The 23,131-nt window shown below is 57.4% G+C and carries 19 protein-coding genes; 3 read left to right on the top strand and 16 right to left on the bottom strand.

What is annotated here, in order from left to right; translation table 11 throughout:
- Nucleotides 1-50 precede the first annotated feature (50 nt).
- Together RBI05_RS17795 and RBI05_RS17790 are read right to left on the bottom strand one after the other, a co-directional pair.
- Nucleotides 51-2,309, bottom strand: coding sequence for a HelD family protein (locus RBI05_RS17795; RefSeq protein WP_310552028.1), 2,259 nt, complete (start codon nt 2,307-2,309; stop codon nt 51-53).
- 399 nt (nt 2,310-2,708) lie between these two features.
- On the bottom strand, nt 2,709-3,251 hold the full coding sequence (locus tag RBI05_RS17790; RefSeq protein WP_408638346.1) for a hypothetical protein: 543 nt from the start codon (nt 3,249-3,251) through the stop codon (nt 2,709-2,711).
- A gap of 95 nt (nt 3,252-3,346) precedes the next feature.
- Here RBI05_RS17790 and RBI05_RS17785 point away from each other — a divergent pair, with 95 nt between their 5' ends.
- Both RBI05_RS17785 and RBI05_RS17780 read left to right on the top strand, forming a co-directional pair.
- Complete coding sequence (locus tag RBI05_RS17785) at nt 3,347-3,961, top strand: TetR/AcrR family transcriptional regulator (RefSeq protein ID WP_310552027.1); 615 nt, start codon at nt 3,347-3,349, stop codon at nt 3,959-3,961.
- Between the two features lie 183 nt (nt 3,962-4,144).
- Nucleotides 4,145-4,462, top strand: coding sequence for a hypothetical protein (locus RBI05_RS17780; protein WP_310552026.1), 318 nt, complete (start codon nt 4,145-4,147; stop codon nt 4,460-4,462).
- Nucleotides 4,463-4,557: 95 nt separating this feature from the next.
- On the opposite strand, the gene RBI05_RS17775 is transcribed toward RBI05_RS17780, so the two are convergent.
- The 9 genes from RBI05_RS17775 to RBI05_RS17735 form a co-directional block, all read right to left on the bottom strand.
- Complete coding sequence (locus tag RBI05_RS17775) at nt 4,558-5,856, bottom strand: NCS2 family permease (protein ID WP_310552025.1); 1,299 nt, start codon at nt 5,854-5,856, stop codon at nt 4,558-4,560.
- 173 nt (nt 5,857-6,029) lie between these two features.
- Nucleotides 6,030-6,785: a tRNA threonylcarbamoyladenosine dehydratase gene (locus tag RBI05_RS17770; RefSeq protein ID WP_150457006.1), complete on the bottom strand. Its 756-nt coding sequence runs from the start codon at nt 6,783-6,785 to the stop codon at nt 6,030-6,032.
- A 14-nt stretch (nt 6,786-6,799) separates the two neighbouring features.
- On the bottom strand, nt 6,800-8,590 hold the full coding sequence (gene aspS / locus RBI05_RS17765) for an aspartate--tRNA ligase (RefSeq protein ID WP_310552024.1): 1,791 nt from the start codon (nt 8,588-8,590) through the stop codon (nt 6,800-6,802).
- Nucleotides 8,591-8,633: 43 nt separating this feature from the next.
- On the bottom strand, nt 8,634-9,896 hold the full coding sequence (gene hisS / locus RBI05_RS17760; RefSeq protein WP_310552023.1) for a histidine--tRNA ligase: 1,263 nt from the start codon (nt 9,894-9,896) through the stop codon (nt 8,634-8,636).
- A 609-nt stretch (nt 9,897-10,505) separates the two neighbouring features.
- Entirely contained in the window at nt 10,506-10,934 is a 429-nt protein-coding gene (locus RBI05_RS17755; RefSeq protein ID WP_310552022.1) for a hypothetical protein, read from the bottom strand.
- A gap of 54 nt (nt 10,935-10,988) precedes the next feature.
- A complete protein-coding gene (locus RBI05_RS17750; protein WP_310552021.1) occupies nt 10,989-11,516 on the bottom strand; it encodes a type 1 glutamine amidotransferase domain-containing protein in 528 nt (175 codons plus the stop codon).
- Nucleotides 11,517-11,615: 99 nt separating this feature from the next.
- Nucleotides 11,616-11,765 (bottom strand): hypothetical protein, encoded by a 150-nt coding sequence (locus RBI05_RS17745; RefSeq protein ID WP_191089471.1) that lies wholly within the window; start codon nt 11,763-11,765, stop codon nt 11,616-11,618.
- A gap of 130 nt (nt 11,766-11,895) precedes the next feature.
- Nucleotides 11,896-12,339, bottom strand: a complete 444-nt coding sequence (gene dtd, locus RBI05_RS17740) for a D-aminoacyl-tRNA deacylase (RefSeq protein WP_150457011.1) — start codon at nt 12,337-12,339, stop codon at nt 11,896-11,898.
- Between the two features lie 15 nt (nt 12,340-12,354).
- Nucleotides 12,355-14,538, bottom strand: a complete 2,184-nt coding sequence (locus RBI05_RS17735) for a RelA/SpoT family protein (protein WP_150457012.1) — start codon at nt 14,536-14,538, stop codon at nt 12,355-12,357.
- Nucleotides 14,539-14,809: 271 nt separating this feature from the next.
- On the opposite strand from RBI05_RS17735, the gene uraA reads away from it, so the two are divergent.
- Nucleotides 14,810-16,126, top strand: a complete 1,317-nt coding sequence (gene uraA / locus RBI05_RS17730; protein ID WP_150457013.1) for a uracil permease — start codon at nt 14,810-14,812, stop codon at nt 16,124-16,126.
- Nucleotides 16,127-16,259: 133 nt separating this feature from the next.
- Here uraA and RBI05_RS17725 read toward each other — a convergent pair whose 3' ends face one another.
- From RBI05_RS17725 to secD, 5 genes are all read right to left on the bottom strand, one after another.
- Nucleotides 16,260-16,778 (bottom strand): adenine phosphoribosyltransferase, encoded by a 519-nt coding sequence (locus RBI05_RS17725; RefSeq protein WP_150457014.1) that lies wholly within the window; start codon nt 16,776-16,778, stop codon nt 16,260-16,262.
- A 518-nt stretch (nt 16,779-17,296) separates the two neighbouring features.
- Entirely contained in the window at nt 17,297-19,681 is a 2,385-nt protein-coding gene (gene recJ / locus RBI05_RS17720) for a single-stranded-DNA-specific exonuclease RecJ (protein WP_310552020.1), read from the bottom strand.
- A gap of 30 nt (nt 19,682-19,711) precedes the next feature.
- Nucleotides 19,712-20,674: a cation diffusion facilitator family transporter gene (locus tag RBI05_RS17715; RefSeq protein ID WP_150457016.1), complete on the bottom strand. Its 963-nt coding sequence runs from the start codon at nt 20,672-20,674 to the stop codon at nt 19,712-19,714.
- Nucleotides 20,675-20,798: 124 nt separating this feature from the next.
- Complete coding sequence (gene secF, locus RBI05_RS17710; protein WP_150457017.1) at nt 20,799-21,701, bottom strand: protein translocase subunit SecF; 903 nt, start codon at nt 21,699-21,701, stop codon at nt 20,799-20,801.
- A complete protein-coding gene (gene secD, locus RBI05_RS17705) occupies nt 21,691-22,944 on the bottom strand; it encodes a protein translocase subunit SecD (RefSeq protein WP_310552019.1) in 1,254 nt (417 codons plus the stop codon). Before secD ends, secF begins: the two co-directional genes overlap by 11 nt.
- Nucleotides 22,945-23,131: the final 187 nt, after the last annotated feature.

Here is a 23,131-nt window from a genome sequence, read left to right as displayed (position 1 = left end):
CGATCGGTCAGACATACCAAAGTTCCGTCTCATGTAACAAATTGTCAAGGTCAGGCTTCCGGTTGCGCTTCCGGCCAGCCTTCCGCCGTCTCTACCGCGCCGGCTGCGGCCTTGAGCGCGCCAGGCAGCTCCCCGCTGCCGAGCAGCCAGAGCTCATGCAGGGCTCGGGTACAGCCGACGTACAGCAGCTTGGCATCCCAGGCGGCTTCGCCGTAGTGCTCCCGGTCGGCGTCGGCCAGCAGAACCGCATCGAATTCAAGTCCTTTGGACAGATAGATCGGCAGCACGGACAGTCCGCCCTTGTACTCCGTCATGCCGCCGTCGATCAGGTTCAGCCCGGGGAACCGGGGCAGCAGTTCGGCATGCAGCGCCTCCGCGTCCGCAAGGCTTCGCGTCAGCACCGCCACGGTCCGGTACTCCCGGCCGGACAATTCGGCAAGCGCCCGGGCGATGACCCGGACGCGCGGGGAAGCGTCGGGCAGCGGCGCATCGCTTCCATTGCCGCTTCCCGAAGCCGGCCCGCCGGCCGATCCGGTCGCCGCTGGTTCCGAACGGATCAGCCGCACCGGGCTGCCGCTGCGGAAGACGGGCACCGCCAGCAGCCCGCTTCCGACGCCGTGCGCCAGAATCCCGTTCGCGAACTCGATGATCTCCATGGTCGAACGGTAGCTGCGAGTCAGCGCATGGTAAGCGGTGTCGGACGGGTCGAATAAACCGCTCATTTCGGACCAGTCATGGACGCCGCGATAGGCATGGATGCCCTGCGACAGATCGCCGAGAATGGTGAAGGAATGGCCCTTCACATAGCGGTCCAGCATGAAGATCTGAAACGGTGAGAAATCCTGCGCCTCGTCGATGACGACATGGTCGAACCGGTGGATACTCTCGTCACCGTTCAGCAGATAGTGAATATAAAGCATCGGCGGCAGATCTTCCTCTCGGAGCAGCCCTTTCTTCAGGGCCTTCTGCGTGTCCTTCAGGACGGAAGCGGGGATGGCGTCCGGCGCTTCGACCGGCCAGCCTGCCGGAACCTTGGCGGCCCGGAAGATCATGCGGTAGATGCCTGCCGGCTCGTATTTCGGCCATTTCGCCGCGTACGCCTTCTCGCGCTGGGCTGCCCTCTTCTTCCGTTCCTTGAGCGCAGCGGCGGAAGGGCTCTTCTTCAGCTCCATCTCGATCCAGCGGTGAATCCGCGCGAGAACGCGCTCCTTGCGACGGGCCGGAGCATACGGCGCATATTCCCGGTCATGCCAGTCGAGAATCATGCGGCGCGGCAGGATTTTGCCGTCCCAGGGCGAGAAGTCGCCTTCCGGCACCGCCGTCTCTTCCAGCAGCCCCACCGCCTCTTCGATAACGGGAACGAGTGCCGTCGAGCCTTTGAAACGGGCCGGCGTCTCTTCCGTCAGAACCGGCATCGGGCCGGTTCCCTTGAACCAGCGGTCGTAGGTCTCCTGGGCCGCATCCGGCGCAAGCTCCACGCCAAGCGCCTCCGAAGCCCAGTCCGCGAAGGTGCTCTGGGCGATATTGCCGACGCCGAGCTCGGGAAGCACATCCGATATGTAATCGAGGAACATGCGGTTGGGCGCGAAGATAATCATTTTCTCGGCCGTGACCTGCTCCTTGTACTGGTACAGCAAAAAAGCGAGCCGGTGCAGCGCCACGGTCGTCTTGCCGCTGCCGGCCACGCCCTGGATGATGAGCGCGGTATTCTTGGCCGCCCGGATAATCCGGTCCTGCTCCTCCTGGATGGTCGAGACAATGTCGCGCAGCCGGTTGTCCTTGTTCTCGCCGAGCCGGTAGACGAGGAACTCGTCCGAGACCGCCGGTCCGTCGCTCTCGCGGTCGAACGTGTCGGCCACGCGCTCCAGAATCCGCTTGCGGATCACCACGTTCCGCTTGAGGTAGACCAGCCCTTCAATGAGGCCTTCTTCCGGCGTCTCATAGCTGATCGGTTCCCGGCCGCCGGTAAAGGAGTAGAACAGGCTCGCCACCGGAGCGCGCCAGTCGATCACCATCGGGTGGTCGCCGGCTTCGTCGCGGTCGGCGCCGATTTTGCCGATATACAGCGCCTTGCGCTGACCTTCGCCGTTCTCCTGGAAATCCAGCCGCCCGAAGTACGGCTCCTGCCGCAACTTGGCCAGCGCGTTCCGGCGCTCCTCGCGGATGCCTTCCAGCACCTGCTCCGTGTAGTCGTGTCCGGTATAGACCGGCGTATTCCGCAGCCGTTCGAGTTGAGTGTCAATCTCGTTCAGCACCGCATCCAGCCTGCTCTGTTCCTCTTGATAGGCACTTTGAAATGTCTCTTCCAAATCAGTTACCTCCTAAAAGTTTGCGCTGATTAAGCTTCCGGCATTGCTTCAGCAAACTCGCTTCGAAAGCATACGCTTAGTTTTGCGTACGAATAGGCTTCTTACATTGGCTTCAGCAAACTCGCTTCGAAAGCATACGCTTAGTTTGCGCTGATTAAGCTTCCGGCATTGCTTCAGCAAACTCGCTTCGAAAGCATACGCTTAGTTTTGCGTACGAGTAGGCTTCTTGCGTTGGCTTCAGCAAAAGGGTATCCAGCATATCACAACAAGTGAAAATATGCCAATATCAATTCGGAAAGGCGTAACTCACGCCAAAAAAACCGCTCCCTGGTTCTTGGGGCGGTTCTTTGGCATGAATGAATTTTCATGTCCCGTTACATGCCGCCCTGCTCGGATGGATCAGACCGGCTTCTGCTTTTTTGGCCAGATAAAGTGGGATACGCCGATGAGAAAATCAATGCCAAGGATCAGCATCCACTTCCATACCGTTTGAATCAACAGTTCCGTTCGGGACGCCTCGCCCACCGCCCAGTCGGTGAAGACCAGCAGTCCCGCTCCGATAACGAAGGCTGCGGCATGCCTGAGCACGCCTTTCATATCCTGTATGGCGTAGTCCATCCCGTACCGCTTCACGGGCTTCTCTCCCTGCTTGAGCACATAGTACCGAAAACGTTCATCCGCCCAGCGGATCATGCTTCTCCCGAATGCGATCGACACGCCGATATACACCGCGGCTAGGGCATGCGCCAGCGTCGCCGTCGCGCCGTTATAGAGATCGACGCCTGCGACGACCAGCAGATATAAATCGAGCACCGGCGTCAACGACAGCAGCGCCATTCCCAACCCCTTCTTCCCAAGCACATACCGAAGAAGAAGTCCAAGAATAATGAATACCCAAAAAGCGGCTTCACACACAATCATCGATCCTACAATGAAGTTCAAAATCCATGCCCCTTTCCAATACACTTGTGCTTTTTAACGCTGTCATTATATCACGCCCCTCTTTGCAATACAACTGTATTTTATAAACCGGGCCGATGTGCTACAATGAACACATGCCAAAAATCGTGAATCATGAACAGAAAAAAGAATATATCGCCGCCGCTGCCTGGCGGGTCATACTCAGGGAAGGAATGAAAGGTGCGACAGTGCGCGGGATTGCCCAGGAGGCCGGCATGTCGCTCGGCGCGCTGAGGCATTATTTCTCGACCCAGGAGGATCTGATTGCCTATGCCATGCAGCTCGTACGGGAACGGGCGCTCCTGCGTATCACCGCGAATGACCGGCCGGATCTTCCTCCGAAGACCAGAGTGCTGAATCTTCTCTTTGAAGTGGTGCCTTGGAGCGAGGATACGCGGGCGGAAATGGATGTCTGGCTGGCCTATGTGTTCTCGCTCGGCCCCAAAGCGGATACGCTCGGCGTTCAGCAGGAGATGCGGACCGGGATGCAGAGCCTTATCGCTTACTTGTCCGAGGTGCGCATGCTGCGCGAGGGAACGGATCCGGAGCTGGCAGCCGAGACGCTGTACTCGCTCGTCGACGGTCTCGCGATGCATGCCTACCTCGAACCAGGACGCTTATCGAAGGAGCGGATTGCCGCCGTACTTACGGGTTATTTGGATTCGATCTGTGTTGCGGAGCAAGGAGGCTGAGCCTGACTGTCGGTTCAGGAATAAGTTCATATGAAAAGAGGCGCGAACATCATATTTGGAAGAACGATCACTCTTGCTCTTTGTATCTTGATGCTTACGGCCTGTCACAGCTCATCCTCGCCGCCGCTCTCCATGATTGATGTTTCACTGTACCGAACAGAGTCTACACGGGCACAGCCGGAGTTGATTGATATCATCTCCGATACGGCGAAGCTGGACACCGTTGCCCATCAGATCAGCGAAGCCGTGCCGGTAGCGAAGATTCCCGGGACCGAGAAGATTGACCGACTCTATGTGCTTCAGTGCTCCTACGATTCAGCAGGCAAGGTTGCCCACACCGATTCTTATATGTACGCGGTCGCCGAAGACCAGAGCGCTTATATCAAGCCGTTCAAGCTAACCTCCGGCTATTCGGTCGACCTATTCGATTCAGAAGCCAAGTCAGCGCTGTGGCACAAGATCGGGACGGAGGGCTGGAAGGCTGTGAAGCCCCTTCTGTAAAAGACACCAACTAAGCTCCGGAAGCCCGCATCCCGCTTCAAAAATAAAAACCGCCCCTCTTCCAAGGGACGGTTCGCATGGATGCGGCTGCCGCTCTACAGCATCGCGTGCAGAATAAAATTCGCCAGGAACAGTCCGGCGATCACGTACAGCGCCGGCGGCACCTCATGCCGGCGGCCGAGCGCCAGCTTGACGATCGGGTAGGTAATGAAACCGAACGCCATGCCGTCCACGATGCTGTAGGTGAACGGAATCATGACCATGACGAGGAATGCGGGGAACAGCTCGCTGAGGTCATAGAAATCCATGACCCGCACGCTCTGGACCATGAGTCCGCCGATGACGATGAGGATCGGAGCAATAGCGCTGTCGGGGATGTAGGTCAGCAGCGGAATGAACAGGAAGGTCGCACTGAACAGAATGCCCGTCACGAGCGGGGTCAGCCCGGTGCGTCCGCCTGCGGCGATGCCGGCGTTCGATTCGGCGGCGGCTACAACCGGGCTGCTCCCGAAGATCCCGGCCAGAATATTGGCCAGCGAGAGCGCCCGTAGGCTGCTCTTGAACCGCTCCGGCTTGCCGGCCAGCTCTGTCTGCGAGGCGATCAGCCCGATGTTCTCAAAGACGATGATCAGCAGCAGCAGAAAGACGGCAATCCAGAAGACCAGGCTGAAGAACCGCTCCCAGCCCATGCTGGCAAATACGCCGCCGTAACCGGTGAAGATATGCCCGGCTTCGACCCGGCCTGAGGTGTGTCCCGCTCCCAGCAGATAGGCCAGACCGGTCCCGGCCAGCATACTGATCAGAAGCCCGCCCTTGGTCTCGCGCAGGAACAGCACCAGCGCCAGCAGAAGGGTCAGGCAGGAGGTCAGGACCTTTGGGTCGCTGAAGTGACCGATGGCGACGAGCGTCGTCTGGTGGGCAATGACGATCCCGCTTTTTTGCAGTCCGATGAAGGTTAGGAAGAGTCCGATGCCGACGGTAATGGCATGCTGCAGATTCCGCGGAATGGCATCGCTGAGAATCCGGTAGAGCGAAGTAAACGCCACAACGGCGAACAGCACCCCCGATATGACGACAACGGTCAGCGCCTCGCGCCAATCGAGCTGCATGGAATGGACGAGCGTATAGGTAAAAAAGGCGTTGATGCCCATGCCGGGCACCACGACGATGGGCGTTTTGCCGATAAAAGCCATCAGCAGGCAGCCTGCGATGGAGGTCAGCAGGGTCGCGACCATACCGGCCCGCAGCGGCATGCCGGCGTCGTGGAGAATGTTAGCGTTGACCATGACAATATAGACGGATGCAAAGTACGACAGTATGCCTGCCGACCACTCCCGCTTCCAGTTGTCCTCTGCCTGCAGGCCGAGAGGGCCGCGCCAAAAATGGCTTGTCATTAGAATAACCTCCGATACAATTCCGCTGGCTCATTACCCGGTTCTGCCAGGGTTCAAACACGGGCCCGGGCGGCCCTCCCAAAAAGAACGAGCCGCCGGTTACCGGCGACTCGCCCCCTACTATTCCTGTATGCGTGTAATTCGGCAACTCTATACCTGAGCGGCGCCTAAATTTACAGGCGGATTCCGCCGCGCTCCAGCAGCTCGCGCACGGCTACGCTCACCATAATCAGACCGGCGACCGGCGGCACAAAGGCGTTGCTTGCCGGCGGCTGCTTCGCCTTGCGGATATCCGGCGCATTCGGCGAGACAATCTTGTCCGTCACGTCCTGCCGGGGCTTCATCGGCTCTTCGGTGGAGAAGACCACCTTGACGCCCTTCTTGATGCCGTCCTTGCGCAGCTTCTGCCGGATGACCCGGGCAATGGGGTCCATGGTCGTCTTGGAGATGTCGGCAACCTGGAACTTCGTCGGGTCCATCTTGTTGGCCGCGCCCATGCTGGAGATCATCGGGATTTTGCGGGCCAGGCATTCCTTAATGAGATGAATCTTGTAGCAGATCGTATCCGAAGCGTCGATGACATAATCCAGCTTGTACTTGAACAGCTCCTCGTACGTCTCCTCGGTGTAGAACATATTCAGCGCGATCGCTTCGCATTCGGGATTGATCAGCTTGACCCGCTCCACCATCAAGTCCGCTTTCTTCTGCCCGACGGTCGTCGTCAGGGCATGAATCTGGCGGTTGATATTGGTAATGTCGACGGCATCCTTGTCGATCAGAATGATGCGTCCGATGCCCGTGCGGGCCAGCGCTTCGACGGCAATGGAACCGACGCCGCCGATGCCCAGCACGGCCACGGTGCTGTTCTTCATAAGCTCCAGACCTTCCGGCCCGATAGCCAGCTCGGTCCGCGAGAACTGATGCAGCATAAGGGCGTTCCTCCTTAGGCCTGGGCCGGCTTCTTGTCTGCGGCCGGCTTCAGCGCAAGCTTGATGTGCAGGTCTTCCAGTTGGACAGGCTCCACCGTAGACGGTGCGTTCATCAGCAGATCGGTAGCGCTGGCCGTCTTCGGGAAAGCGATCGTCTCGCGCAGGTTGCTCCGGCCGGCCAGGAGCATGACCAGACGGTCGAGACCGAAGGCGATGCCGCCGTGCGGCGGCGTGCCGTATTCGAAGGCATCCATCAGATAACCGAATTTGTCATGGGCCACTTCATCGCTCATTCCGAGAGTCTTGAACATCTTCTCCTGAACGTCGCGCTTGTAGATCCGCATTGAACCGCCGCCGACTTCGTAGCCGTTCAGCACGATATCATAGGCCTGGGCCCGAATTGAACCGGGATCGGTGTCGAACAGCGGCAGATCTTCTTCGCGCGGCCGCGTGAACGGATGGTGCTCCGCCACATAGCGCTTCTGCGTTTCGTCGTAGCCGAGAAGCGGGAAATCCGTCACCCACACGAACTTGAATACACTGTCGTCAATCAGTCCGAGCTGGCGTCCGATCTTCAGGCGCAGCGCGCCGAGCACGTCGGCGACCACTTTCTTGTTATCGGCGGAGAAGAGCAGCAGGTCGCCGTCTTCGGCGCCGGTGCGTTCCTTGATGGCGGCGATTTCGTCTTCCGACATGAACTTGACGATCGGACCGCGGAATTCGCCTTCCTTCACCTGAATCCAGGCCAGGCCCTTCGCGCCGTAACGCGCGGCGTACGGACCGAGATCATCGATCTCCTTGCGCGGCCAGGTGCCGCAGCCCTTGGCATTCAGGCACTTCACTTCCCCGCCCTTCTCGATGACGGAGGCGAACACCTTGACGCCGCTTGTTGCCACGATGTCGTTCATCTCCACGAGCTCCAGGCCAAAGCGCAGGTCCGGCTTGTCCGAGCCGTACTTGCCCATGGCGTCCGCGTAAGTCAGACGCTGGAACGGCAGTTCCAACTCGACTCCGACCGTCTCGCGGAACAGGCGCTGCATCAGGCGTTCCATCATGCCCAGCAGATCTTCCTGGTCCAGGAACGAGGTCTCGATGTCGACCTGGGTGAATTCCGGCTGGCGGTCGGCCCGCAGATCCTCGTCGCGGAAGCAGCGGGCGATCTGGTAATAGCGTTCCACGCCGCTGACCATCAGGAGCTGCTTATAGATCTGCGGCGACTGCGGCAGGGCGAAGAACTCACCTTCATGTACGCGGCTTGGCACGAGGTAGTCGCGGGCGCCTTCCGGCGAGCTCTTGGTCAGGATCGGCGTCTCCACGTCGATAAAGCCTTCTCCGTCGAGGAAGTCGCGGAATACCTTCGACGCCTTGGAGCGGAGCAGCAGCGTCTTCTGCATTTCCGGACGGCGCAGATCGAGGTAGCGGTACTTCAAGCGTAGCGTCTCGTCGACTTCTACGCCGTCTTCGATGAAGAACGGCGGCGTTTTGGCCGCATTCAGCACTTCAATCTCTGTAATCCGGACCTCCAGCTCGCCTGTCGGCAGGTTCGGATTGACTGTCTCGGGATCGCGCTTAACGACGGTTCCCGTTACGGCGATCACGTATTCGCTGCGAACCTTGTCTGCCGTGGTCAGCGCTTCGCCGGAATATGCCGGATTGAAGACGATCTGGACCAGACCGCTGCGGTCCCGCAGGTCGATGAACAGGACGCCTCCGAGGTCGCGGCGGGTCTGCACCCAGCCGTTCAGGGTTACAGTCTGTCCGATATGCTCCTGAGTCAGTTGACCGCAGTTATGAGTTCTTTTCATCCTTGATCTACCCCTTTTTTATATAAAATCGCGGTACAGCAGCCTAAGCCTGCGGCTTCAGATGCTCCGCCAATTCCTCCAGCTTGACCGTCTTCTGATCGCCGGTCGCCATTTCCTTGAGCGCGATCTCGCCGCGCTGCAGTTCGTCTTCGCCCAGAATGGCCGTGTAGCGGGCGGCAAGCCGGTCCGCCGATTTCATCTGGGCTTTCATTTTGCGTCCGAGATAATCGCGCTCGGCCGAGATGCCCCGGCTCCGCAGCACGAACAGCTGCTTCGAGATTTCGGTATCCGCCGCTTCGCCCAGCGCAACCAGATAGACATCCAGCGGCGCCGACTTGGTCAGCTCAATCCCCTGGTGCTCGAGAATAAGGAGAATGCGTTCCAATCCGATGCCCAGGCCGATGCCCGGCTGATCCGGCCCGCCGATCTCCTGCACCAGACTGTTGTACCGTCCGCCGCCGCCGACCGTATCAATCGAGCCGATCCCTTCAGCCTTGTACTCAAATGCGGTGTGCGTGTAGTAATCCAGACCGCGGACGAGCCGGGTGTTGACGGAGTAGTCGACGCCCATTGCATCCAGATGAGCCTTCACCCGGGCAAAATGCATGGTGCATTCCTCATCAAGGCTGTCGAGAATGGACGGCGCGTCCGTGAACTTTGCCTGATCCACCTTGCAGTCCAGCACGCGCAGCGGGTTGCGTTCCATCCGGCGCTGGCAGTCCGCGCACAGCGTGTCCTTCATCGGCCGGAGGAAGCCCAGCAGCGTCTCCCGGTAAGCCGCCCGGCTCGGGGCGTTGCCGACAGAATTGATCTCCACGCGTACCCCGGCAAGGCCCAGGTCTCTGCAGAACTGGTAGCCGAGCGAGATCACCTCGGCGTCGATGGCGGGATCGACAGCCCCGAAGGCTTCAACGCCGAACTGGTGGAACTGCCGGTAGCGGCCGGCCTGCGGACGCTCGTACCGGAACATCGGCCCCATATAGTAGAGCTTGCTGACATCCGGCTCCCCGTACAGCTTGTTCTGCACATAAGCGCGGACGACGCCTGCCGTTCCTTCGGGACGAAGCGCCAAATCCCGTTCTCCCTTGTCCTTGAAGGTGTACATTTCGCCTTCCACAATATCGGTCGTCTCGCCGACGCCGCGCTCGAACAGCTCGGTATGCTCGAACATCGGCGTCCGGATCTCCCGGTAATTGAACCGGCGGCACAGATCGCGCGCTTTCTCTTCTACCGCCTGCCACTTCTCCGCCGCGCCAGGCAGCACATCCTGTGTGCCAGTCGGCTTCTCGAATCGTTCTTTTGCCACAGCTAGCTTCCTCCTTCTGCAATCAAAAAATCCCTCATCCCCGTTGTGTATCACAACTAGGGACGAGGGATGGTCGTTGACGACTATCTCCCGTGGTGCCACCCACATTCCGGAACCGCGGCCAGCCGATTCTTGCGCTGTACCCCTTGCTCCGCTTCAGTAGCGGTTAACGCCCGCCTACGCGCCGCGGCTACTGAATGGCCCGCTCATTCGGTTGCGGACACCGTTCGCCGTGCGTTCTCGGGGAAGTCATTCATTCGCTCATCAACGGTTCCCTTCCAGCAAGCGGGAATCCTCTCTGGGGATGTGGGGGCGAATTACTTGGTCCCGTCATCAAAACAGCTATTACGTATATTGTTCGATTTTAGCGGAACACCGCGTCATAGTCAAGCATCAAGCCTCTGCAAAAAAAAGTGACCTTCAGCATACCGCTGAAGGTCCATCACATATATTATAAAAAAGGGGGTCATGCTGTTATTATAAACCGGCTATATTAAAGAAACATGATCGTTATATTACGGGAACATTACAATAAAGAAAGCGCTTAATATTCAAGCGTCCATTCCTCTTCCATACGCAAAGGCCGTCCCGCAGGACGGCCTTTGTTGACTAATCGAGCACTTCGACAAACGCGTTCTTGCTGCGCAGCGCGCTCACAATATCCGCCTCATCGGCATCGCCGATCCGGAAGCTCATGACATAATGCAGTTCGCTGAGATCCGCATCGGTATACTCTCTGCCGGGTGCGATCACATGATCCTTGTCCACCGAATCGCGTCCGTCCACCTGGTCATCCGGCGCAGTCGCCGCCGCAGCGACGATAGGCCCCACCGGAGCATTATAGGAGGAACCGATTCCCGTCCCGCCGATGCTGGCGCTGTTGTACGGGATAATCGGCACCAGCAGCGTCCGCCCCTGTCCAAGCGGTTCCGTCAGCGGCGACATTTCCAGAGAATCTGTCCTGTAGCCGAGCAGAGCGGTCTTGGCGCCTTCCGCTTCGTCTTCGGACCTGAAATAGGCTTGAATATGTTTGCTCATGATCTTGGCCTCCTCCAGAATATTATAGAAAGCGGCCGATGCCTCTTCGCTGCTTCAGCGTGAAGGCGCCGACTGCTGTAAAGCCTTCAGAATCTCGCGCACAAAAGCCGGTTCGTCTTTCGGCGTCCGCGACGTAATGAAGTTGCCGTCCACGACGACCTCTTCGTCCTTGAACTGGGCTCCCGCATTGACGACATCGTCCTGCAGCGGCGGATACGAGGTGACCGTCCGTCCTTTCAGCAGTTCGGCACTGATCAGGATCTGCGGTCCGTGGCAGATCGCCGCAATCGGCTTGCCTGTTCCGTCCGCCTCCTTGACGAAACGAAGAATTTCGCTGTCAAGCCGCAGATTCTCCGGCGAAGATCCGCCCGGAATGACAACTGCGTCGTAGTCGCCCGCCTGCACGTCGGCAATCGCCTTGTCAGCTGTATAGACGGCCTCGCCTTTCTTTCCTACCAGCTTCTCGCCCTGCTTCAGGCCGATGATGTCCGCCTGGTGTCCGGCGCCCGTCACTCCGTCATAAGGCACCTTCATTTCCGAATCTTCAAAGCCGCTGGACAGCAAAAATGCTACCTTGCTCATGAGAGTTCCCTCTCCTTCCTGTTGTTCTAAGGTCTCGTTCTTCTATTACCCGCTCCGTTCCCTTTATAAGCACTTTCACGGGCCAAAAGGCGGCTCTGCTCACGAACGCGGCACGGCCAGCCAGCGAAGACTCGGCCAGGCTTCCGGCGCCTGCCGCCTCTCTTCCGCCGCCTGCGCCGCCGCTTCTCTCCAGCAGGTCAGCTCCGCCGCCTGCGCCCGCCGGATCTGGGCTCTTCTTGATTCATGCATCGCACACCGGCTCCTTCTCTTCGAATGGGACATCCTTATAATTCTATAACCTGTCCCAACCGGCTGCCCGCTATCCGGCGCAAAAAAAGTCCGCATTCCTCTTCGGAATACGGACCCTCTCTTGTTCTTCTTAATCCCTGCTGTCTATAATCAGCGTCACCGGGCCGGAATTGACCAGCGACACCTCCATCATGGCGCCGAACCGTCCGGTCTGCACCGGAAGGCCCGCTGCGGCCAGTTCGGCGTTGAAGCGCTCATAGAGCGCCTCGGCTTCTTCCGGCCGGGCGGCCGCCATGAAGTTCGGCCGTCTGCCCTTACGGCAGTCCCCGTACAGGGTGAACTGCGACACGGACAGCACCGATCCGCCGGCGTCGATGACGCTGTGGTTCATTTTGCCCGCTTCATCTTCAAATATCCGCAGTCCGGCGATCTTGGCGGCGACATACTGCGCATCCTTCTCCGTATCTCCGTGCGTCACGCCAAGCAGCACCATCAGCCCCTCGCCGATCTCGCCGATAACCTCGCCGTCTACGGCAACCCGCGCTTCCTTGCAGCGCTGCAGAACCGCTCTCATCTCTCTTCCTCCCGCTTACTGCATGATCCGGTGAACCGTGTAGACATCCTTGACCCGTTTGACTTTCTCGACGACGGAATGCAGATGATCGGTATTGCGGATCAGAATCGTCATATGGATCATCGCCATCTTGTTCTTGTCGGAACGGCCCGCCACCGCCGAGATATTCGTCTTGCTCTCGGACACCGCCTGCAGGACTTCATTCAGAAGGCCGCTGCGGTCATGGCCGGTAATCTCGATGTCGACGCTGTAGTTCGCTTCCACGCTCTCTTCCCATTCCACCTCAATGACCCGTTCGGCCTCTTCCCCCTCGCCTTCGGCCCGAATGTTCGGGCAGTCGGTGCGGTGAACGGAGACGCCGCGGCCGCGCGTTACGTAGCCGACGATATCATCGCCCGGCACCGGATTGCAGCAGCGCGCAAAACGAACCAGCAGATTGTCGATTCCCTTGACACGGACGCCGTTCGTCGGCTGGTTCCGGCGTTCCGCCGGAGCCTTAATCTCCTTGATCTCCTGCGTCAGCTCCAGATGGTTGGCCGCTTCCTCCTGCTCTCTGCGGATCTTCTCCGTGAGCTTCGTAGCGATCTGAGCCGCCGTAATTCCGCCGAAGCCGACGGCCGACAGCATGTCTTCAATATCATTGAACGCGAATTTCTTGGCCGCTTCGGTCAGCTTGTCGTCGGCCATGAAGTCGGACGGCTCGAAGCCCTGCCGCTTCAGTTCCCGCTCGATGGCTTCCCGGCCCTTCTCGACGTTCTCCTCGCGCTTCTCTTTCTTGAACCACTGCTTGATCTTGCTTCGCGCATGCGAAGACTGGGCGATCTTCAGCCAGTCCCGGCTCGGTCCGTAGGAATGCTTCGACGTCAGAATTTCGACAATATCTCCGGTCTTCAGCTTGTGGTCAAGCGGCACGATGCGTCCGTTGACCTTGGCGCCGATGGTCCGGTTGCCGACCTCGGTATGGATGCGGAAAGCGAAATCGAGCGGAACGGAGCCGGCCGGCAGCTCGATAACCTCGCCTTTTGGCGTAAACACAAAGACCAGGTCGGAGAAGAAATCCATCTTCAGCGATTCGACAAACTCCGAGGCATCCTTCGCCTCATGCTGAAGCTCCAGAATCTCGCGGAAAAAAGGCATCCGGTTCTCGGGATTGGGGGCCGTACCCGCCGTCCCTTCCTTGTATGCCCAGTGCGCGGCGATGCCGAACTCGGCCGTCCGGTGCATCTCCCAGGTGCGGATCTGAACTTCCGTCGGTTCCCCTCCGGGTCCCACCACCGTCGTATGCAGCGACTGGTACATATTGGCCTTCGGCATGGCAATATAGTCCTTGAAGCGTCCCGGCATCGGCTTCCACAGCGTATGAATAATGCCGAGCGTCGCGTAACAATCCTTGATATTATCGACAATGATCCGAATGGCCAGCAGGTCATAAATTTCGTTGAACTGCTTGTTCTTCGTGTTCATCTTGTTGTAGACGCTGTAAATATGCTTGGGACGGCCCGAAAGGTCGCCTTCAATCCCCATCTCTTCCAGCTTGGTGCGGATGCGACCGATGACGCTGTCGATGAACTGTTCCCGCTCGGCCCGCTTCTTGTGCATCAGATTGGCGATCCGGTAGTACTGCTGCGGATTCAAGTAACGGAGGGCAATGTCCTCCATCTCCCACTTGATCGCGGAAATCCCGAGCCGGTCGGCGATGGGACAAAAAATCTCCAGCGTCTCATAGGAAATCCGGCGCTGGCTCTCTTCCGACTGATATTTCAGGGTCCGCATATTGTGCAGCCGGTCGGCCAGCTTAATCACAATGACCCGGATGTCCTGGGCCATCGCGATGAACATCTTGCGGTAATTCTCGTTCTGCTGTTCTTCCTTCGAGCGGAAACGGATGCGCTCCAGCTTGGTCAATCCGTCCACCAGCATGGCGCAGGTATCTCCGAACGCTTCCCGGATCTGTTCCAGGGATACCGTAGTATCCTCTACCACATCATGCAGCAGCGCCGCGATGATGGAGATGACGTCCATCTCCATGCTCACGACAATCTCCGCTACCGCCAGCGGGTGCAGAATATAGGGTTCTCCCGATTTCCGCACCTGCCCGTGGTGGGCCTGATCGGCGAAATCGTACGCTTCGCGAATCCGGTGCAGATCCTTATCGTGTATGTAGGCCCCGGCCTTTTCCAGTAAACGCTCTATGCCCATACGTGTCGTGTCCGTTTCCTTTCTATAATAAATCCGTCATGCCCCGTCGGGGCCGGAATTTAAGTTGTCTATAATTATGACGCTTGCACCTGATTACGTCAACACTTGCCAGGCACTGGAAAAACGGCGTCCCGCCGACCGTTTTATCGAATATTTTTCACAGAATACGCGAAAAGACAGTTGTCAAATGGACAGGTTCTCATTAAGCTGATAAAGGCGCTTTGGCGCACAGAGAACGTTATGATCCATAACATGATGAGGAGTGAATGGTTTGCAACGCGAAATTCAAGTCAATGAGAAGCTGCCTTTGGGACCCGGTTTTCTGCTGAGTCTGCAGCATCTGTTCGCCATGTTCGGCAGCACCGTCCTGGTGCCCAACCTGTTCGGGGTCGATCCGGGGATGATTCTGCTGATGAACGGCATCGGCACCCTGCTGTATATCCTGATCTGCAAAGGAAAAATCCCGGCCTACCTGGGCTCGAGCTTCGCTTTCATTTCTCCGGTCACATCCGTACTCCTGAATTACAAGAACGACCATTCCCACGGCTATTCGCTCGTGCTCGGCGCTTTTATCGTAACCGGCATTATCTTTGTCGCCGTTGCTCTCATTGTCCGGTTCGCCGGAACGGCCTGGATCGACGTTGTATTTCCTCCCGCGGTGATGGGCGCTATTGTCGCTACTATCGGCTTGGAGCTTGTTCCGGTGGCCGCCGGCATGGCAGGATTAATCTCAACGGACGGATCACCCGACTGGTCGCCGGACCCCAAGACCATCACGATTTCCATGGTTACGCTTGGTGTAACCGTACTGGGCTCGGTTCTTTTCCGCGGATTCCCAAAAATCATTCATATCCTCATTGGCATCGTAACCGGCTATGTGCTGGCCTATTTCCTCGGCGCCGTCAACACCGGCAACATCTCGGCCGCCCATTTCTTCGATACGCCGACCGTTACGACGCCTTCGTTCGACTGGAAGGTCATTCTCACCATTATTCCCGTTTCTCTCGTCGTTATTGTTGAACATATCGGCCATCTGCTCGTTACCAGCAATATTGTCGGCAAAGACCTTGCCAAGGACCCCGGCCTTGACCGCTCGCTGCTCGGGAACGGGATCTCTACCATTCTCTCCGGCTTTGTCGGCTCCACGCCGAATACGACATACGGCGAGAACATCGGCGTCATGGCCTTGACCAAGGTCTACTCGGTATTCGTGATCGGCGGCGCAGCCGTGATTGCTATCCTGCTCTCGTTCTCGGGCACGTTCTCTGCGGTCATCTCCAACATTCCGCCTGCCGTTATGGGCGGCGTCTCTCTGCTGCTGTTCGGCGTCATTGCCGCTTCCGGTCTGCGAATCTTCGTGGAGCAAAAAGTCGATTTTGCCAAACCGACCAATATGATTCTCGCTACTCTCGTTCTGGTCGTCGGCATCAGCGGCACGAAGCTGGTCATCTACGGCGTGGAACTGAAGGGCATGGCTCTCGCCACCATCGTCGGCATCGTTCTGTCTCTCCTGTTCAGACTGTTCCAGGCGCTCGGCTGGTCGAACGACCAGGAAGAACTGGAGCAGGCCAAAGCTTCCGATGTATAACCGCGGTTAGCCGCCGGTTCCGGCGAATCTTGGTCTGTCCGCAATAAACAAAAGCCGAGGTTGTTCGTACGTTGTACGGACACCTCGGCTTTTGTTATGGGAAATTCTTATTTCCCGGAAAATATCGGCCCGCTTATGCGTCGTAGCTGAGCAGCGAAATAATCTCTACGTCGGGCAGCTTCGCCCGTCCGTTCAATTCTTCCAGTTCGATCAGGAACGCCGCCCCGACCACATTGCCGCCAAGCTGGCGGACCAGGTTAACCGCAGTCGAAATCGTACCGCCCGTTGCCAGCAGGTCATCGGCGATCAGCACGTTCTGGCCCGGTCTGACCGCATCGGTGTGCATAGCCAGCCGGTCCTTGCCGTACTCCAAGTCATAGCCGACCTCAATGGTCTCGTAAGGGAGCTTGCCGCTCTTGCGAATCGGGATGAAGCCGACGCCCAGGGCGTAAGCAAGCGGAGCGCCGATTACAAAGCCGCGGGCTTCCGGTCCGGCAATCAGATCGATCTGAAGATGAGCTACCCGCTCCCGCAGCGCGTCGATGGCCTGGTGATACGCCCCCCCATCCATAAGCAGCGTCGTAATGTCCTTGAAGCTGATCCCCGCCTGCGGGAAATCGGGAATGACCCGAATGATTTCTTTGAAGTCCAAGTTGATTCCTCCTAAAAGTTTTGCATAGCATACGCTTCCTTGAGCTTTCTTCGGCAAAACTGCTTCGGAAGCATAGGCTAAGTTTTGCATAGCATACGCTTCCTTGAGCTTTCTTCGGCAAAACTGCTTCGGAAGCATAATCTTAAGTTTTGCATAGCATACGCTTCCTTGAGCTTTCTTCGGCAAAACTGCTTCGGAAGCATAATCTTAAGTTTTGCATAGCATACGCTTCCTTGAGCTTTCTCCGGCAAAACTGCTTCGGAAGCATAATCTTAAGTTTTGCATAGCATACGCTTCCTTGAGCTTTCTCCGGCAAAACTGCTTCGGAAGCATAATCTTAAGTTTTGCATAGCATACGCTTCCTTGAGCTTTCTCCGGCAAAACTGCTTCGGAAGCATAATCTTAAGTTTTGCATAGCATACGCTTCCTTGAGCTTTCTCCGGCAAAACTGCTTCGGAAGCATAATCTTAAGTTTTGCATAGCATACGCTTCCTTGAAACTAGCATTACCGGTATCCCTTAAGACACCGATACCCGGTAGAGACGTTCCCTCAGCCACTCTCGAAGCTGCGGTACACTGCCCTCCATGAAGACACGCTCCATTTCAGCCATCTGCCCCAGCCGCTGATAATGGGATGAAGTCGTCAAGCTCCGGGAAGCCGGCGACACGACAAAGGTAATCTGCCCGTCGGCCCGGCGGATAAACTCCAGCTCCTCGAACACATCGAGCATGCTGGCCACCATCCTTATATTCAGGGAGCAGCGGCGGCAGAGCGCGGCCAGCACCTCGCGTTCAGGCAAGGGCGAAGCAGTCAATGCGGCCAGCTGCTGATAGAGCAGCTTGAAGATTTCCCGCGAAGGCGGCTGCAGACGCTCCCGTCCGGAACGGATGGGATGCAGCAGCGCTACATTCTCGGCCTCAGGAAAAAGCCGGTGAATCGCCTCCAGCTCCTCCGGCGACTCCGGCATATCCAGCAGACAGAGCAGCGACGGAGCAGCCGGCGCTTCCTTCTTGCCTGCCTGAAGCGGATGAAGACTGCCGTTATTGTCATATCGCCACAGCTCGAATCCTTCCCAGTCCCTGCCCTGCCGGGCACTCTCTCCCCGGACAATGGCCACGGCGGTTCGGTCCGGTTCTCCGCACTGCAGAAGTTCGAACAACCGTCGGGACTTGGCGAAGGCCGAAGCCGAGCCTCTGAAATCAAAGAACTGGGCTTCCGGCACGGCCAGATCCTGCACCATAAGCTGCGGCTTGCGCATGCCGTTCCATTCATTTACCGACAGCTCGGCCAGCACATCGACTGAAGTGCCGACAGGAAGCAGATCCATCAGCGCCCCTCTGCCAAAAGCCACTGCCTCAATCACGTCTCCCCCTTGCTGCAAAGCCAGCTTCAAGTGACGGTTGCCCTGGCCCATCGTACGGGCTTCCTTGACGACTGCTCCCCGGATGACAAATCGCGGAAGCGGATTGCCCATTCCAAAAGGAGCCAGCCGGTCCAGCTCATCAGCGGCCCGGAGCGTCAGCGCTCCGAGAGGGATCTCGCCGTCCGTTTCGGTGACCGGCACGAAATGCTCCGGCTCCAGCACTTCGGAGGCGTAGGCGGCAAGCGCCGCCGCGAACTCCTCCAGCCGGTCGCGGTGCAGGCTCATGCCTGCCGCTGCCGGATGGCCGCCGTAATGATCCATGCACTCGCGGCATGAAGTCAGCGCCGCGTAAATGTCCAGGCCCGGTATAGAACGGGCCGAGCCTTTGCACATCCCGGTCTCGGGATGAATGTCGAGGATAATGACCGGACGGTAATACCGTTCCAGGATTTTGGAAGCCACGATGCCGACTACTCCGACGTTCCACCCTTCGCCCGCAAGCACAATGACCGGCGGGAGGGCCTCCAGCGCTTCCAGCCGGGCGACCGCCTCTTCCGTAATCCGCTCTACAACATGCTGGCGTTCCTTATTCAGCATGTCCAATTCGCCGGCGAGCTGAACCGCTTCTTCCATATGCTCTGCGGTCAGCAGAGAGACGGCTCTCCCGGCGTGATCGAGCCGGCCGCTGGCGTTGATGCGCGGCGCCATGCCAAAAGCAATATGAACCGAGTTCACTGCACCGGGAGAAGCTCCGCTCACTTCCAGCAGAGCACGGACTCCCGGGAACCGGGAGCTGCGCATGCTCTCGATTCCGCGGCGCACCAAGGCCCGGTTCTCGCCGGTAAGCGGCATGAGGTCCGCAACCGTTCCGATAGCCACAATCTCGGTCCACTCGGGAGGAACATCGCCGTCCAGCAGCGCTTCCGCCAGCTTATAGGCAACCCCTACCCCCGCAAGTCCCTTAAAAGGATACGGACAGCCGGGAAGTTTCGGATTGATCAGAGCATAAGCCGGAGGGAGCTCCTCCGGCGGCTCATGGTGATCGGTTACAATCACCTCTATGCCCCGTTCGTTGGCATAAGCAATCTGGGTGCATGCGCTTATCCCGGTATCCACCGTAATAATCAGGGACACGCCCTGGGTCAGCGCCCAGTCAATCGCGTGGTTGTGCAGCCCGTACCCCTCGTTGGATCGATGGGGAATATAAATATCGAATGAAGCCCCCAGATGACGGAGCAGATAAATCATCAGCGATGTACTGGATACGCCGTCGGCGTCGTAATCGCCATAGATCAGAATATGTTCTTCCTCTTGAATCGCCCTGCGAATCCGCGGAACCGCTTCTTTCATCCCTTTGAGCAAAAAGGGATCATGTCCGCCTTCACTCTCCATGAATGACAGCGCATCTTCCGGGCGGGTTATTCCCCGCGCGGATAGCAGCTGTCCCATCAGCAGAGAAACCGCCAATCCCTTGGACAGTCTCGCAGCCGCAGCAGCATCAGCGGGCGGAATCTTCCATGTCGACTTTGAACGCAGCATTGTCTTTCACCTTCTCTTCCAAGCCTTTCCCTACTGCAGCAGAGTCGGCATCTCGCTGTCGGTCAGTTCGTAATTCGTTTTGTATGGATATCCCGGATCATAAGGAACGACATCCATATGCACATCCCCGACGTGTACGAAGCGGTGTTGAAGCAGCTTCTTGGCACAATCGGCAATTTCATGCGCTTCGGCCACCGAAATACGCGGATTGACGCTGATGGTGCATTGCAGATTGACATGCCGTCCTTGTTCCAGAGCCTTCATCTGCTCTACCCGGATAACGCCGTGTACCTTTTGAACCGTATCTATGAAACTCACCGCATCCTCATGAGGAAGCTCTTGAGTTTCTTTGCGTTGCGTAGTAATCAGGATCATCATAAAGCCTTTGCGAAGAACAAAACAGGCCGCCAGCAGTCCGGCTATCGGGTCCATATAGAGCAGCGGATGCAGATTGAGGTATCCGCCCAGCATAGCCAGCGCAATGCCGAGAATGACCGTCAGCGACGTATAGATGCTGTACCGGTGACTGTCCGCATAATCCGCATGGCTGCCATTGCCCAGCTTGCGGAAATAGCGGTACTGGTACTGAAATACCGCTTCCCGGATAAGCAGCGGAACGAAGACCGCCAGCAGCGCATACTGGCTCGGGGCAGACATATGTCCGCGGTTCAATTCGCGGATCGCAGAGAAAGCAATCTGCAGTCCGCCCATCAGAATAAGAACAGCAAGCACAATCCCAAGAAGCGGCTCTGCGCCTTTCTTCTCGTCGCGCACAAGAGAACGCGCCCTTGGTGAGCTTCCTTTTCCATTTCGTTTCTGGAACACTTCCGCGAACCGGGTCGCGGCGTCCGCTCCGGTGTACAGGGCATCTCCGAGCAGCGCCTTGCTGTCTGTAAAATACCCGGCAATTCCCTTGCCGATCGCCAAAGACAGATCACTGCATATCCCTGTCCATTTCACTTTATCGCCATGAGGCAGCTGTCCAGTGCCCATCCGGTTCCCTCCTTGCCACTTTCCTGTCAATCCTGCCTGGCGGCGGACCAGACGCCTTCTGCCCGCCGATGCCAAGAGGCTTCAAAGCCGCGTCGTTGCTGGACGCGGCTTTGTCTGCTTATGTTTAGGCTTTGGCCGGTTTGCTCTTGACTTTCTGTTTCTGCCCTTTCTTCAGGACCAGCCACAATGGGCTGGCGATGAAGATGGAAGAATAGGCGCCGAACAGCAGACCGATAACCATAGCCAGCGAGAACATCCGAATCGATTCACTGCCGAGCACCATCAGGAAGAAAGCTGCAATGAATACGGTGAAAGCCGTATACAAGGAACGCATCAGCGTCTGCTGGACACTCTGGTTGACCAGATTCTTCAGATCTTCATACGTTTTCTGCTTGCCGAATCGCAGATTCTCCCGGATGCGGTCAAAGATAACAATCGTATCGTTGATCGAATAACCGATGATCGTCAGCACGGCCACAATGAAGGTCAAGTCCACTTCCAGCCTGAAGATGGAGAAGATCGCGACTACCATAAAAGCATCGTGGAGCAGCGCCACGATGGCGGCCACTGCAAATCTCCACTCAAAGCGGATACTAACATAGATGATAATCCCGATACAAGCCAGCAGAACAGCATAGATTGCGTTCCGCGCAAGCTCCTTCGCCATTTCGGTATCCACGGTGTTGATCTCGAAGGAAGCCTGGCTGTCCAGTTTCTTGATGGCCGTTTGAATGGCGGCATCCTGATCACTGGAGAGCACCGAGTCATACCGGATATTGACGCGTTTCTCGCCTGTGGTCAATTCCGGGTCATGGCCGATATTCAGCGGCTGCAGCGCCGATTTGACTTGCTCCGAGGTCAAATTCTTGGACAGCGATACGTCGACATTGGACCCGGCCTTGAAATCAACGCTGTAATTCAAATTGAAGATGGCGAGGAATACAATCCCCAGAACGGTAAGAGCCGCAGAAAAGATATAAAAATATTTGCTCAAGTGGACAAAGTCCATTTTTTTCTTAAAGCGCACTGATTTCACTCTCCTTTACCCCGAACTGCTTCGGCTTCGCAAGCTTGCCGGATTTAACCAAAACTCCGAGCATCCAATGGGCAAAATAGAGGTTCGTCAGGATACTGAGCAGAATTTCGACAATCAGGATCAGAGCGAAGCCTTTTACCGCGCCGGTACCGAATGCGAACATAACGGCCGCTACGATAATCGTCGTGATATTGGAGTCCATGACGGTACGGAAGGAAGTTTTATTCCCTGCCTTAACCGAAGACATAATGCTCTTGCCGTTGCGCATTTCTTCCCGGATGCGCTCATTGGTAATGATATTGGCGTCAACCGCCATCCCGATGCCCAATATAAAGGCCGCAATGCCGGGGAGCGTTAGAGTAAAGTCCGCCAACACAAACACAAGAATCAGAAGCCAGGTATGAACAATCAGCGCAAATCCGGCAACCAGACCGGGAATCCGGTACATGATAATCATGAAAAGCAGAATGATGACGGAACCGACCAGACCGGCCCGGATTGTCTCATCCAGCGACTGCTTGCCGAGCGTTGCACCCACACTCTGGGAGTATTTCTCCGTCAGCTTCAGCGGAAGGGCGCCGAGGTTGATGGTATCCGCCAGCTCGCGCGCTTCTTTCAGACTGTAGTTGCCGGAGATCGAAGCTTTGCCGTCGGTCAGAACCGCCCGGACTACCGGCGGGTCGGACAAGAGCACATCATCGAGATAAATGGCCAGTCTCTGACCGAGCAGACGTTTCGTAATTTCCGCAAATTTATCTTTATCCTTAACCTTGATGCTGATTTCGATGTTATTGAGATTGTCGCGGCCGATAGTAGCCGCGTTCTCTACAAAGTCGCTGCCCACAAGCTCAATTTTGCTGAAGGTTCCTTCAGGGTCGCCTGGCGCAGCGCTGCGGAACGTCAGCTGGGCCGGTTCCTTCATCTTCTTGCGAACCTCCGCCTCATCGGTTACGCCGGCGATCTTCAGCCGGATGCGGTCGGTGCCTTCGGTTGTCACTTCAGGCTCGCTTGTTCCCAGTACGTTGGCCCGTTTCTCCAAGCTCTCGGCCGTTCGGATCAGAGAGGCGCGTGTAATCTCCTGGCCTTTCTCCATCGGCGAAGCCTGGTACAAAATTTCAAATCCGCCCTTCAGGTCAAGGCCTAGGCGGACTTTGTCGAGCAGACCGGGGGTGCTGACTGCCATGACCGCCGTTAGGACGAGCACGGTAAGGATGAAGCTCAAGAATCGTTTCATGCTCTTGCTAGTTCCCCTTTCATAACTTCAATATTCCTATTATAGCCACGTGCCAAAAGAGCGTCAATTCAAGCAGACATTGACACTTGTGGCGATTCGCCTGCGGACAGCTCAAAGAAAGACCGGCCACTCGCCTGAAGGAAGCAAGCCTCAGGGCTCCCGGCCGGCTGCCGCTGTCCACAGCGTC

The sequence above is a fragment of the Paenibacillus glufosinatiresistens genome (assembly GCF_031470375.1).
Taxonomy (GTDB): Bacteria; Bacillota; Bacilli; order Paenibacillales; family Paenibacillaceae; genus Paenibacillus_AQ; species Paenibacillus_AQ glufosinatiresistens.
This window is presented reverse-complemented; position numbering and strand designations above follow the sequence as displayed.

Bases quoted from the DNA above. Each gene is read 5' to 3' on its own strand.
- RBI05_RS17735 (WP_150457012.1), bottom strand. From the start codon at position 14,538: ATGGGCATAGAGCGTTTACTGGAAAAGGCCGGGGCCTACATACACGAT.
- RBI05_RS17770 (WP_150457006.1), bottom strand. From the start codon at position 6,785: ATGCTGCATCAGTTCTCGCGGACCGAGCTGGCTATCGGGCCGGAAGGT.
- RBI05_RS17775 (WP_310552025.1), bottom strand. From the start codon at position 5,856: ATGACAAGCCATTTTTGGCGCGGCCCTCTCGGCCTGCAGGCAGAGGAC.
- aspS (WP_310552024.1), bottom strand. From the start codon at position 8,590: ATGAAAAGAACTCATAACTGCGGTCAACTGACTCAGGAGCATATCGGA.
- RBI05_RS17785 (WP_310552027.1), top strand. From the start codon at position 3,347: ATGTGCTACAATGAACACATGCCAAAAATCGTGAATCATGAACAGAAA.
- RBI05_RS17750 (WP_310552021.1), bottom strand. From the start codon at position 11,516: ATGAGCAAGGTAGCATTTTTGCTGTCCAGCGGCTTTGAAGATTCGGAA.
- RBI05_RS17715 (WP_150457016.1), bottom strand. From the start codon at position 20,674: ATGGGCACTGGACAGCTGCCTCATGGCGATAAAGTGAAATGGACAGGG.
- secD (WP_310552019.1), bottom strand. From the start codon at position 22,944: ATGAAACGATTCTTGAGCTTCATCCTTACCGTGCTCGTCCTAACGGCG.
- dtd (WP_150457011.1), bottom strand. From the start codon at position 12,339: ATGAGAGCGGTTCTGCAGCGCTGCAAGGAAGCGCGGGTTGCCGTAGAC.
- recJ (WP_310552020.1), bottom strand. From the start codon at position 19,681: ATGCTGCGTTCAAAGTCGACATGGAAGATTCCGCCCGCTGATGCTGCT.
- RBI05_RS17755 (WP_310552022.1), bottom strand. From the start codon at position 10,934: ATGAGCAAACATATTCAAGCCTATTTCAGGTCCGAAGACGAAGCGGAA.
- RBI05_RS17745 (WP_191089471.1), bottom strand. From the start codon at position 11,765: ATGCATGAATCAAGAAGAGCCCAGATCCGGCGGGCGCAGGCGGCGGAG.